This window comes from Pseudomonas sp. MF6776 (assembly GCF_016613125.1).
Taxonomy (GTDB): domain Bacteria; phylum Pseudomonadota; class Gammaproteobacteria; order Pseudomonadales; family Pseudomonadaceae; genus Aquipseudomonas; species Aquipseudomonas iridis.
In genome coordinates this window covers 77,159-90,359 of the sequence record NZ_JAENSQ010000010.1, presented here as the reverse complement: position 1 = coordinate 90,359, position 13,201 = coordinate 77,159, and the positions used below count along the sequence as shown (strand labels likewise).

10 protein-coding genes are annotated in these 13,201 nt (G+C 60.2%); 3 read left to right on the top strand and 7 right to left on the bottom strand.

Annotated features, from left to right (window positions below; translation table 11 throughout):
• Positions 1-11 precede the first annotated feature (11 nt).
• From JJD74_RS13705 to JJD74_RS13695, 3 genes are all read left to right on the top strand, one after another.
• Positions 12-902 carry a LysR family transcriptional regulator gene (locus JJD74_RS13705; RefSeq protein WP_042558602.1) on the top strand — a complete coding sequence of 297 codons (891 nt, stop codon included), beginning with the start codon at positions 12-14 and terminating at the stop codon, positions 900-902.
• Positions 903-971: 69 nt separating this feature from the next.
• The gene (locus tag JJD74_RS13700) at positions 972-4,250 is read left to right on the top strand and encodes a sensor domain-containing protein (protein WP_200614654.1); all 3,279 of its coding nucleotides are present in this window, start codon (positions 972-974) and stop codon (positions 4,248-4,250) included.
• Positions 4,251-4,336: 86 nt separating this feature from the next.
• Positions 4,337-6,028, top strand: coding sequence for a molecular chaperone HscC (locus JJD74_RS13695; protein ID WP_200614652.1), 1,692 nt, complete (start codon positions 4,337-4,339; stop codon positions 6,026-6,028).
• Here JJD74_RS13695 and JJD74_RS13690 read toward each other — a convergent pair.
• The 7 genes from JJD74_RS13690 to JJD74_RS13660 form a co-directional block, all read right to left on the bottom strand.
• Entirely contained in the window at positions 6,025-8,730 is a 2,706-nt protein-coding gene (locus JJD74_RS13690; protein ID WP_200614650.1) for a J domain-containing protein, read from the bottom strand. The genes JJD74_RS13695 and JJD74_RS13690 overlap by 4 nt on opposite strands.
• Positions 8,727-9,422, bottom strand: coding sequence for a DUF1266 domain-containing protein (locus JJD74_RS13685; RefSeq protein WP_200614648.1), 696 nt, complete (start codon positions 9,420-9,422; stop codon positions 8,727-8,729). The genes JJD74_RS13690 and JJD74_RS13685 overlap by 4 nt, the downstream gene beginning before the upstream one ends.
• Before the next feature lie 182 nt (positions 9,423-9,604).
• Positions 9,605-10,051, bottom strand: a complete 447-nt coding sequence (locus JJD74_RS13680) for an Hsp20 family protein (protein ID WP_042558597.1) — start codon at positions 10,049-10,051, stop codon at positions 9,605-9,607.
• Positions 10,052-10,172: 121 nt separating this feature from the next.
• The gene (locus JJD74_RS13675) at positions 10,173-11,132 is read right to left on the bottom strand and encodes a tRNA dihydrouridine synthase (RefSeq protein ID WP_200614640.1); all 960 of its coding nucleotides are present in this window, start codon (positions 11,130-11,132) and stop codon (positions 10,173-10,175) included.
• A gap of 79 nt (positions 11,133-11,211) precedes the next feature.
• Positions 11,212-11,655, bottom strand: coding sequence for an acyl-CoA thioesterase (locus tag JJD74_RS13670; RefSeq protein ID WP_200614637.1), 444 nt, complete (start codon positions 11,653-11,655; stop codon positions 11,212-11,214).
• A gap of 47 nt (positions 11,656-11,702) precedes the next feature.
• Positions 11,703-12,536, bottom strand: a complete 834-nt coding sequence (locus JJD74_RS13665) for an alpha/beta fold hydrolase (protein ID WP_042558594.1) — start codon at positions 12,534-12,536, stop codon at positions 11,703-11,705.
• A gap of 30 nt (positions 12,537-12,566) precedes the next feature.
• Entirely contained in the window at positions 12,567-13,106 is a 540-nt protein-coding gene (locus JJD74_RS13660; RefSeq protein ID WP_042558593.1) for a TetR/AcrR family transcriptional regulator, read from the bottom strand.
• Positions 13,107-13,201 lie beyond the last annotated feature (95 nt).

The following is a 13,201-nucleotide window of genomic DNA, read 5'->3' as shown; positions in this document are numbered from 1 at the left end:
GGAATACAACCATGGATCTGGCCAACCTCAACGCTTTTATCGCCATCGCCGAGACCGGCAGTTTCTCCGGCGCCGGTGAGCGGCTGCACCTGACACAACCGGCTATCAGCAAGCGTATCGCCGGTCTGGAGCAGCAACTCAAGGTGCGCCTGTTTGATCGACTGGGTCGCGAAGTCGGCCTGACCGAAGCTGGTCGCGCCCTGCTGCCACGGGCTTATCAGATTCTCAATGTGCTGGACGACACCCGTCGCGCACTGACCAACCTGACCGGCGAAGTCAGCGGCCGCCTTACATTGGCCACCAGTCATCACATTGGCCTGCACCGCTTGCCGCCGCTACTGAGGGAGTTCACCCGCTGCTACCCACAGGTCGCGCTGGATATTCAGTTTCTCGATTCGGAAGTGGCCTACGAAGAAATACTCCACGGCCGCGCGGAACTGGCGGTCATCACCCTTGCCCCCGAGCCGCACACGCTGGTCAAAGCCACCCCGGTGTGGGATGACCCGCTGGATTTCGTGGTCGCCCCGGAGCATTCATTGATCAGTAATGGCGTCGTCAGTCTGGCGGACATTGCCGGCCATCCGGCGGTTTTCCCCGGCGGCAACACATTTACGCACCATATTGTCCAACGTTTGTTCGAGGCCCAGGGGCTGACACCGAACATCGCGATGAGCACCAACTACCTGGAAACCATCAAAATGATGGTCTCCATTGGCCTGGCATGGAGCGTGCTGCCGCGCACCATGCTCGATGAACAGGTGGCAAGCATCGCATTGCCGGGCATACAGCTCAGTCGCCAGCTAGGCTATATCGTGCACACCGAACGGACGCTATCGAATGCAGCAAGAGCTTTTATGGCCTTGCTGGATGCACAAATCGATCTGCCAGGGACTCAGGGCTAACTTGTGCTAATCCTATAGAGCCGCTGCCCCTGTGCCTAAACGCCACCACCCGCTCAAGGCCTGTCGATAATGCCGAAATCTGTTGACCGAATTCCGCCGATGCCGCGCATTCAAGCGATTGACCCGCGACATTCCGAGCAGAGCTGGGAGAGCGCGCCGCAATTGCTCGCAGCGCTGAACGGTGCGCGGCTCGGCGCCTGGTATTGGGATATCGAGCGCGGTCAGATCAGTTGGTCGCGTGGCACGCAGGCATTGTTCGGCTTCGATCCGCGCCAGCCGCTGCCGGAAGATCTCGAATACCTGGATTTGCTGCCACCCGAAGACCGGGCAAAAACCGTGCGCGCCTTCCACGCGGTAATTGCCGGCGCCCCGCTGGAACAGGCGATGCATCACCGCATCCGCTGGCCCGACGGCAGCCTGCACTGGCTGGAGATCAACGGCAGCCTGCTGCCAGACAAAAACGGCCGCCCCCGAATGATTGGGGTGATTCGCGAAATCACGCACCAGCGGCAACGCGAACAAGCCCTGAGCAGTTCGGAGAAACGTTTCGCCACGCTGTTTCATCTGTGCCCGAACATGGTGCTGCTGACCCGCCAGGAAGACGGTTTGATCAGCGAAGCCAACCAGTATTTCGAAAGCCTGTTCGGCTGGCCGGTGCAAAGCGCGATTGGCCGCACCACGCTGGAACTGGGCCTGTGGGTGCACCCTGAGCAGCGCGGCGAACTGGTCAAGAAGACCAAGGCCAAGGGTGAACTGATCAGCATGGAAGTGCAGTTTCGCGCCAGTAACGGGCAGATCCATGACGGCATTCTCAGTGCGCAAAAGGTCGAACTCGAAGGCCAGCCTTATCTGCTGAGCACGTTCCTCGACACCACCGAGCGCAAAGCTGCGGAACACGCCTTGAAAGACAGCCAGGAACGCCTCGACCTGGCGCTCGACTCGGCGCAGCTCGGCACGTGGGACTGGCACATTCCCAGCGGCATGCTCTATGGCTCGGCGCGCGCGGCGCAATTGCACGGACTGGAGCCGAAACCGTTCCATGAATCGTTCGACGAGTTTTTCGAAGGTGTGCCCGGCGAGGAGCGCGACAGCATGCGCGACGCCTATCGCAGCCTGCGCGAAGGCCCGGCGGGCAATTACCAACTGACGTATCGCGTGCAATTGCCGGACGGCAGCTCACGTTATCTGGAAAGCCGCGCCCGCCTCTATCGCGACGACAATGGCGCGCCATTGCGCATGGCCGGCACTTTGCTCGACATCACCGATCAGGTCGAACGCGAACAACGCCTGGTGGCCTCGGAAGAGAAATTCGCCACGCTGTTCCAGGTCAGCCCCGACCCGATCTGCGTCACCCGTCAGGACAGCGGCGAGTTCATCGAAATCAACAACAGTTTCACCCAGACCTTTGGCTGGAGCGCCGCCGACGTAATCGGCCGCACCGCCGAAGACATCGGCCTGTGGGACGCATCGGCGAAAAGTCTGCAGCGCATCGAAAGGGTGATCCGCGAACAAGGCCTGAGCAATGTCGCGATCATCGTCCAGCACAAGGACGGCCAGTCGTTGACCTGCGTGATTTCCAGTCGGCAGATCAGCGTTGGCGATCAACCGTGCATCGTCACTACATTGCGCGATATCACCCAGCAGCAACGCTCGGAAGCGGCCCTCAAGGCCAGCGAAGAGAAGTTCGCCAAGGCGTTTCACTCCAGCCCCGACGCCATCACCATCACCGAGCGCGACACCGGGCGCTATCTGGAGGTCAACGACGGTTTCTGTCGCCTCACCGGATATCGCGCCGATGAAGTGCTGGGTAAAACCGTGTATCAGGTCGGGATCTGGGCCGAGGAGAAACAACGTTCAGCCCTGCTCGCCGAATTGCAGATCAAGGGCCGCGTGCACCATCAGGAAATGCTCGGGCGCAACAAGCGCGGGGAAATCCTCACGGTGGAAGTCTCGGTGGAGCCGATCACCCTGAATGAAACGGCTTGCCTGCTGCTGACAGCTCGAGACGTCAGTCTGTTGAAAAACGCTGAAGCACAAATCCGCCATCTGGCTTACCACGACCCGCTGACCAACCTGCCCAACCGTGCGTTGTTGATGGATCGACTGAGCCAGCAGATCGCCCTGCTCAAACGCCACAACCTGCGCGGCGCCTTGCTGTTTCTCGATCTCGATCACTTCAAGCACATCAATGACTCACTTGGCCATCCGGTCGGCGACACGGTGCTGAAGATCATCACGGCGCGGCTCGAAGCCAGTGTGCGCATGGAGGATACGGTGGCGCGCCTGGGCGGCGATGAATTCGTGGTGCTGCTCAGCGGCCTGGAGGGCACGCGCAATGAAGTCAGCTTGCAGGTACGCGAACTGGCCGACACCCTTCGTGAACTGCTCTCGGAACCGATGTTCCTCGACGGCCAGCGCCTGCAAGTCACACCAAGCATCGGCGTGGCACTGATTCCGGATCACGGCTCTACCCCGACCGACCTGCTCAAGCGTGCCGACATTGCCTTGTACCGAGCCAAGGATTCCGGGCGCAACACCACGCAGATGTATCACAACACCATGCAGAAAGCGGCCAGCGAACGTCTGCGCATGGAGACCGACTTGCGCCTGGCGCTGTCGCGCGGCGAATTCAGGGTGCATTTCCAGCCGCAAATCGACGCGCAGAACAACCGCATCATCGGCGCCGAAGCCCTGGTGCGCTGGAACCACCCGAAACTCGGCGCACAGTCACCGACCGAGTTCATCAAGGTTCTGGAAGACAGCGGTCTGATTCTGGAAGTCGGCACATGGATACTTGATGAAGCCTGCTCGGCGTTCAAACAACTGATCGCCCTGCAACTGGTCGACCCGCTCAATTTCAGCTTGTGCGTCAACATCAGCCCGCGCCAGTTCCGCCAGAACGACTTCGTCGAGCGTATCGAACAAAGCATGGTCAGCCACGGCCTGCCGTGCTCGCTGCTGAAACTGGAGATCACCGAAGGCATCGTCATCCAGAACCTGGAGGACACCATCAGCAAGATGCGCCGCCTGAAAAAGCTCGGTGTGAGTTTCGCCATGGACGACTTTGGCACCGGTTATTCATCGCTGACTTACCTCAAGCGCTTGCCGGTGGACACGTTGAAAATCGATCAGTCGTTTATCCGCGATGCGACCACTGACCCGAACGACGCGGAGATCATCCGCGCCATCGTCGCCATGGCCCGCAGCCTGAAACTCGAAGTGATCGCCGAAGGCGTGGAAACCCCGGAGCAGCTTGAGTTTTTGCAGGGCCTGGGTTGCCATTTGTACCAAGGGTATCTGCACAGTCGGCCATTGCCGCTGGAGGACTTGAAAAAGCTGCTGACATAACGCGCTCAGCTTGCACCCGGCCAACAATTGCCAGTGTTGGCGGCAACCTGTAGGGTCGCGTTTTTTGCGCCGTTTCGAGATCAATCATGCAGGATGCAACCCTCCCACGCCCGGCCCTGCTGGGCATCGACCTTGGCACCACCAACAGTCTTATCGCCGTCTGGCAGGACGGTCAGGCCCGATTGATTCCCAACGCCCTCGGCGACGTGCTGACCCCATCGGTGGTCAGCCTCGACGAAGACGACACGATTCTGGTCGGCAAAGCTGCGCGCGCCCGACTGACCACGCACCCGGAACGCAGCGCCGCGGCTTTCAAGCGCTTCATGGGCAGCGACAAGCAGATTGAACTGGGCAGTCGTCAGTTCAGCCCCGAAGAATTGTCGGCACTGGTGCTCGGCTCACTCAAGCAGGACGCCGAAGCCTTTCTCGGCCACCCGGTATCCGAAGCAGTGATTTCCGTACCGGCGTATTTCAGTGACGAGCAACGCAAACGCACGCTGTTTGCCGCCGAACTGGCTGGTTTGTCCGTGACGCGCCTGATCAACGAGCCGACCGCTGCTGCCATGGCCTATGGGCTGCACGAGCAGAAATTCGAACGCACGCTGATTTTCGATCTGGGCGGCGGCACCTTCGATGTCACGGTGCTGGAATATGCGCTGCCGCTGATTGAAGTGCATGCGTCCACCGGCGACAACTTCCTCGGCGGCGAAGACTTCACCGCCGCGCTGTTGCAGGCCTGCCTCAAGGCCTGGCAATTGACCCCGACAATGGTCGATGCACAAGGCATGGCCAGCCTGGGTGATGCGCTGGAGCAGCTCAAGTGCAAACTCGGTGAAGGCACGCAACATTTGAGCTGGCGCCATGCAGACAAGACATTTGAATGGTCGCTGGATGAAGTCGCTGCGGTGAAGATCTGGGAGCCACTGCTCGGCCGCTTGCGCGCACCGATCGAACAAGCCCTGCGCGATGCCCGGCTCAAGCCCCGTGATCTCGACAGCCTGGTATTGGTGGGCGGTGCCACGCGAATGCCGGCGGTGCAGCAGATGGTCGCCACGCTCTTCGGGCGCCTGCCTTATCGTCATCTGGATCCCGACACCCTTGTCGCGCTCGGCGCCGCGACGCAAGCGGCGTGCAAGGCGCGCGACGGTGCGGTGGAAGAGCTGATCCTGACGGACGTCTGCCCTTACACACTGGGCATCGAGACTATGCGCGGCAAGGGTATCGAAGGCGCCTTCTCACCTATCATCGAACGCAACACCATCATTCCAACGTCTCGGGTGGAGCGCTATTACACGACGCATCCGCGGCAGGAAAAAATCCGCATTGCGGTGTATCAGGGCGAACGTCCATGGGTACGCGACAACATTCTTATCGACGCTTTCGATGTCACGCTGATGCCCACCGAGCACATGCAGCAACTGGATGTGCGTTTCAGCTACGACATCAATGGCTTGCTCGAAGTTGACGTCACGTTGCTGGAAACAGGTGCACGGTACAGTCACAGCATCGACCGCAGCCCCACCGGACTCGATGAACAGGCCCGAAAAAACAGTCATGACCGGCTCGCCGCGCTCAAGGTTCACCCGCGCGATGCATTACCCAACCGCACGCTGCTGGCACGTCTGGAGCGGGCATGGATGCAGAGCCTGGGGACGGAGCGCGAGCGCATTGCCGAATGGCTGCACAGTTTCACCACCGTGCTCGGCGGCCAGCAATCGTCAGAGATCGCCAGCCACCGCGCACAGCTCAACAGCGCGCTCGATGAGTTGCGCCTCTAGCCAATGAGCCGGCGCAACGCTGCCTGCAATCCACCGGACAATGGATCCTCACGGAAACTCTCCGGTGGCACGCCGTAGCGATTGGGCAGCTTCTCGCCAGGAAAACCGAACAATACCAACGGCAGAAACGGCAAAACCGGCGTCAGCCCCGCGAGTACCAGAAAGGTCGCGACGCCTCGGCCCATGTCGTGCAGGCGCCGCAGCATGGCGCTGAGCAACAGCAGCAGCGCCACGGCCAACACAACGAAGGCCGAAGTCATTGAGCCACTGAACAATGCCAACAGCGGCGTCAGCAATACGATTCCGATCACTTGCCCGACAAATGCCTCACGCCCCAACCGTGTGCCCAGGCGCCAGAACGCTGTGGCGGCGACCGGACGTGTGTCGGCCTTGGCCAACAACAAGCGTTCGGACCACGACAGCAATGCGCTGAAGGCAAACCGTAAACCGAGCCCGTTCTGCGTATCGTCCTTGGCGCGTTGCAGGCGCATCAGGGTTTTCTGGCGTGGCACGCCGGCATTGCCGTAAAGCACCAGGTCCTTAAGCACGTCGAGCGCCAGGTAAAACGCGTCGATGTCGTTAACGCCTTCGTCTTCCAGAGCCTCGCGTGGTGGGCGCGCCGGCTCGCCTTTGATCAGACTGTGGCGGAAACCGTCGAACCAATCCTGGGGATTGACGATTTCGGTAATTCTGTCGAGCAGAAAGCGCCGCTGCTTGGCGTCAAACAGTCCGCAGTGATAGAGCACTGCCGTCAGGAGCATTCGTCCCAGCAGATCATCGTCAAATGCACTCAGATCGCTGCGCATGCATTCGAACAGGCGGTCGTTGCTCAACAGTCGCAGGCTGGCGAGCGCTTCCTGCACACCGCACATTTGTCGGGCCAGCAGCGCATGCACCGGGTCCGCCGTTTGCAGCAGGCCGAGCAAGCCCTCGCAGTTACCCTGTTCACGCAGTAAGCGTTGCAGCAACGGCTGCAACCGGCTGAGCGGATGGGTCGGGTTGTAGGGCAGTTGCTCCAGCCATCGCGCGTCGATCAATGGCAACCAACGCTCGGTTTGCCCCAGCAACGCCAACAGAAACAGCGTTTGAGCGTGCCATTGCCACAGCGCCTCTGCCGCCCCCGGCGGCGGCAACTGCACATCGCCCTGGCTCAGTTGCAGCAGCAGCACCAGCTCTGACAAATCGAGGGTGGCGTGCGCATCGTTCAGTTTGAAATCTTCAGCAATGCGCTCGAGCTCGGTGCGGCTGTAAGGACGCAATCTGCGTAACCAGAGTCGGCAGAGACTGTGCGCAAAACCTTCCTTCAGGGCTTCGGGCAGTTGTGGCGAAACCGCGTTCGCATCGGTGTAGGCGCTCATCGCCAACGGGATCGGTGCTTGCGTCAACCAACGCACATGCTGCTCAGCCTGTTGCTTGAATCCGATCAGCACCAACGCCTCAAGAGCATCCACCGGCAACGGTTCGTCGAGCATTTGCTGTAACAGCGGCACGTCACCGCGATGCAGTGCCCAGGCATGTCGATAGAGTCGCTGCAACCTTGGGTCGTCATGACTGCCAAGCAACAGTGCCAGCAATGGCAGCTCATCGTCGCTCATGCGCCAGTCGACGAAGGCCTTGGCCAGACCCTGAAGTTCGAGACTGCCAATGCCCATCCATCGCGCCAGGGTTTCCGGCCTTTGTGAAGGACTGCCATATTGCTGACTGACATGGTCGAGGTCGCGGGACCAGTCACTGAAAACCTGCGCTCGATCAAATGCCTGAATCAGCAGCGGCAGAAAATCCGGCTGACGTTCTGCGCACATTGCCATCAAGTGGCTTTCGGCCGTCGGATGACGATAATCCTGCCAGAGCCGGATCCAGCACGGCCACGCTTGATCGTCCAAGCCCAGTAGAGTGCTTTGACAGGCGAGCAGGTAGAGCCAATCGACATCCTCAGGGTTTTTGCCCTGCTGCTCTTCGCAACACTGCAGCCACCCTGCCCCCCCCATGCCCGCCTGAGTGAACTGCGTCACGAGCCGCTTGATGTACATTTCATCGTTCGGCAACGGCAGGCAGGTGTGCCGACTGGCAAAGTCGACGAATTCATGGAGCGGACGGTGGGCGAAGATAAAATCGAGACTGCGCGCGTACCACAGGGATTCGGTCTGCGCGGCTTCTGACCAGGCGCTCATCAGATCCGTATCGAACGGATCACCCGCCTTGATACGTTGCAGAAATGCTTCAACACGCTGAGCGTCGTCAAACGACAGATCCAGCAACTGCTGGTCCCAGGCCATGCGCTCGGCCAACAGGTTTGCGCAACGATAGGACAGCGGCCCGGCGTCAGCCAGCCGATGGTACAAGCTCCAACTGAGGTCATCGAGAGACTCGAGAGGCAGTTGATCCAGACCTCGGATAAACGACTGCCAGGCTGCGAAGTCGAAGCGCCGTACAGGATCGTCAAGCAACTCGCAGAAATCCACGAAGGCCTGCGGCACCTCGATGACTGTCTGTTCCGGCTCTTCGTATTCCTCGAATTCTTCTGGTTCTTCTTCATCGCCTTCGCGTGCCAGACGAAGCGCTTTTTCGTAGGCCATGCGCAGCGCCTGAAAACCTTCGGGATCGGTCTCCGGGTGATGTTCCGGCAGGCGCGTGCGGTAGGCGTTGCGAATGAGGGCTTCGTCGGTGGTGCGTTCGATGCCCAAGCGGATCCAGCAACTCATGACCAGTCGAACTCCTTGAGCGATTCGGGACGTTGCGACAGATCAAGCGCCATCTGCCAAGGCAAGTCCGCGAGGAACTGCGGGATGTTCCGGTCGAGCCCACGGGCAATCAGCAGGTTATTCGAACTCTGCCCTTGTCGATCCAGTTCAAACGCCAGCTCATCGTCACTTTTACTTAAGCAACACCAGAAGGAACGGCCGACAAGGAAGCCATTGAAGTAAGCCATCCAGCTGCCGTAATGGTATTGCGCTCTGACGGCCAGACGACCATGCAACCAATTGCTTTCTACCAGATCAATCCACTGGTTGCGCACGGCGCAACGCAAGAGAAACCCCATCCGCCCGTAGTCCCAGGACAAGATCCCACCCGGCCCGCAACTGCCAAACGTGCGACTGGCAAACTCATGCAGGATGCGCTCTCGCGGTTCGAGGCGCTCAAGCAATGCCTGCCACTCACCCGGCAGACAACGCTGCCACGCCCGATAAGCCGCTTCGAGGTGCGTGGCATGGCCGTCATCGGCCATGCGCTCGATCATGTCGAACAGTTGCTGCCGGTTGTCGATGCCCCAGCTGTCTTTAAGATCGATGTAGTTGTCGTCGCAGAAAGCCGGATCGTCGTACCCGGCTCCAGGATTGAGCGCCGCCATCGGTGCAGACAGGGCACACAGCCAACGCTGTTGAATCTCATCCATGAAAAAGGCTCCAGGCCGACCGAGTGAGTAATAGGAGGTCGGCAAAACTGCGGCGGATTGTAGAGAAACCGCCGCCGGGCGGCAAAGCCGGTTTTCAGCGCGCACAAAAAAGGCCCCGACGTATCGGGGCCTTCGTTCAGCGGCTCATCGCTTGTTCAGACGATTGTGTGTCTTCGCGTGAATCAGTGCTGCAGAACCGGTTTTTGCGTCCCGTTGATCGGGATGCGTTTGGCCTTCGCCTCTTCCGGGATCACTCGCAACAGGTCGATGCTCAGCAGACCGTTGCTCAGATCGGCAGCCTTGATCTCGATGTGATCGGCCAGACGGAAGGACAGCTTGAAAGCACGCTGGGCGATGCCCTGGTGCAGGAAGGTCACGTCTTCGTTGGCGTCACGCTTGCCGCCACTGATGGTCAACACGCCCTTCTCGACTTGCAGCTCCAGGTCTTCTTCCTGGAAACCGGCGGCGGCTACGACGATGCGGTATTGATCGTCACCGTGTTTTTCCACGTTGTAGGGTGGATAGCTGCTGCCTGGTTCGTTGCGCAGGGCCGTTTCGAACAGGTCGTTGAAGCGGTCGAAACCTACCGAGGAACGGAACAGTGGCGCGAGGGAAAATGCAGTACTCATGGTTCAAATCTCCTGAAAACAATCAGCAAGGTTTTTTATCTCCGCGACCCGAATTCGGCATCGCGTAACCCTTAGATAGGGACCGCTGATTTGATTTCAAGAGAGTATTTGCAGATTTTTTTCAGGCCACTTCGGCGACCGGCAGACCAAGTAAACGCGAGACGTGATCCAGTCCCGTCTCACGGCGCAGCACGGTAAACAGCTCGGTGGCTTCAGGGTAATTGCGGGTCAACATGGCCAGCCACTGCTTCAAACGGCCCGGCGATTGACGTGCGGTCATCTGCGCTTTGGCTTGCAACCAGAAATCCTGGATCAGTGGCAGCAGCTCGGCCCAGGTCATCTCGACCACTTCCTCACCGGCGCGTGCAGCGGCGATTTGCCTGGCCAGATCCGGCCGCGAAACCAGACCACGACCAAGCATGATGTCTTCCACGCCGCTGATTTCGCGGCAACGACGCCAGTCCTCAACGCTCCAGATATCGCCATTGGCGAACACCGGCACCTTGACCACTTCCTGCACGCGCGGGATCCATTCCCAGTGCGCGGGCGGTTTGTAACCGTCCATTTTGGTCCGGGCGTGCACCACGATGTGCTCGGCGCCGCCTTCGGCCAGTGCCGTGGCACAGACGAGCGAGCCATCCGGGCTGTCGAAGCCCAGACGCATCTTGGCCGTGACGGGAATGTGCGCAGGCACGGCGCGACGCACGTGCTCGACGATCTGGTTGAGCAGTTCGGGCTCTTTGAGCAGCACCGCACCACCACGGGATTTATTGACTGTTTTTGCCGGGCAGCCGAAGTTGAGGTCGATCACTTCGGAGCCGAGTTCGCAGGCCAACGCAGCATTTTCCGCCAGACACACCGGATCAGAACCCAACAGCTGCACACGCAACGGCACGCCGGACGCGGTGCGGGCACCGTTGAGCAGTTCCGGGCCGAACTTATGGAAGTAGGCTGGGGTGAGCAACTGGTCATTGACGCGAATAAATTCGGTCACGCACCAGTCGATGCCGCCAACACGGGTCAGCACGTCGCGAAGGATGTCGTCGACCAACCCCTCCATGGGCGCCAGAGCAATTTGCATGGGGAAAACACTACTTGAGGAAAAACGTGCGGCAGTTTACTGGATTGCGCAGGTTAAACCCACGACCACCTACAGGGGATTACGCTGACTCTAGAGCCTGGATCGCCGGGCCGTAGCCTTCGATGAACTCCGCCGGCATGCGCTTGGGCTTGCCGGTGGACAGTTCGATGCAGACGAACGTGGTCTGCGCGCGCAGCAGCGTCGCGTGGTCGCTTGGGCGGATCAGCTGGAAATGCCGGGTCATTTTCAGACGTTGATCCCAATCGACGATCCAGGTCGCCAATTGCAGCTCGTCGCCTTCATAGGCCGCCGCCAGGTAATCGATCTCGTGGCGCACCACGGCCATTGCGCGATCCAGCCGCCGGTACTCGACCAGATCCAGCCCCAGACGCTGCGAGTGGCGCCAGGCGCAACGTTCAAGCCAGGTCACGTAAACCGCGTTGTTGGCGTGCCCCAGCCCGTCGATGTCCTCGGCGCCCACTTGCAGATCAATGGTAAACGGCGTCGCCCGATCCCAGCTCATGCCCCACTCCCGGTCAGATTATTCAACCGGGGCAGTGTAACGGATGCTCACGCCGATTGGCGCGCCTGAAGGCTGCGACCGGTCAGCAGTGATAACACGCCATCAATCACCCGAGGGTCGGCCAGCACGCGTTGATGACCACCGCTTTCGAGGCGCAACAAGCGGCTGTCGAACCAGGATTCGTGGATCAATTGCGATTCCTTGACCGAGACAAAATTGTCGTCCTCGGCATGCACGATCAGCCCTGGCATATCCAGTTGATAGTGCGCGACGTCGAGGGTGGCGGCGCGCATGCCGACATCTTGCTCGACCTGGCGAATGAATGCGGAACGCGCTCGGGGCGGCATCCCCACGTAGCGGGCAAATCCTCGCAGCACGCCAAGAATGCGGGCGGGAGCGGCAATGCTGACGAGGGTTTCGGTGCGCAGGCCCAATTGCACGGCGAGCATTGCACTAGCGCCGCCCATGGAGTGACCGATAACAGCTTGCAGGGGCGGCAGCTCGGCAGCAGCTTCAAGCATGGCGCGGGCAAACAACACAACGTTGGCCTCACGCCCCGGCGACCGACCATGGGCCGGGCCGTCGAGTGCAACCACCGTGTAACCGGCGTCGACCAGAGCGGTGATCAGCGCAGCAAATTGAGTGGGTCGCCCTTCCCAACCGTGCATCAGCAGCACCGTCGGACCGTGCCCCCAACGCAGTGCGGAGAGGCCGAAGCGCAAAGTGATCCGTTCTGAGTTGGCCAGCAGCGGCAACTCCCAATCGCGCAAGGGCAACGCGCGCGGCGTCATGAACGCCAGGCGCATTTTGCTCGCCACCCGTTGCGGTGCAATCCAGCCCAAGGTGCCATTTACGCCACGAACCCACTTCAACGTGTTCATCGCTCTCTCCTCAGGCGTGCTGCCTTCAGGTCAACGCACCGCCGACTTGGCGGCGCGCAGCAATCGATCGGATAAGTCTCCCGGGCCGAGCGCTCTTGCGAGTGCCAGACCACCCACCATCAAGGCCACATCGGCCAAGGCTTTGTCGGTGTCCTCAGGGCTGGACGCCAACTGCGCAATCATCAATTCCAGGTGCTCGTTCAGCGCTGTGCGGAACGACTCCGGCAAACGACCCAGTTCGCCAATGGAGGCAGGAATCGGACAGGCCGATTCGCTGGAATCGCGGTGCTTGCGCGACAGGTAGAACGCAGCGACCAGCGCGCGGCGCTCTTCGCCAGTCAATTCGGTGTCCATGTCGGCAATCAGGTCGCGACGCCGGCCCAGCAACTGCTTGAACGCTTCGAGCATCATCGCGTCCTTGCTTTCGAAGTGCGCATAGAAGCCACCGACCGTCAGGCCGGCTGCGCCCATCACTTCGCCCACGCTTGGGTCTGCCGGGCCGCGCTGGATGAGTGCGGCGCTGGCAGCCTTGAGGATGCGTTCGCGGGTTTGAGCTTTTTTATCGTTCATCGTCGCCTCCGAATATTACGACTAGAATATTATTCTCATAATAATATTCTGCAAGTCAAAGGTATGACCGCTGGTCTGAAGCACAGTGTAAGGAA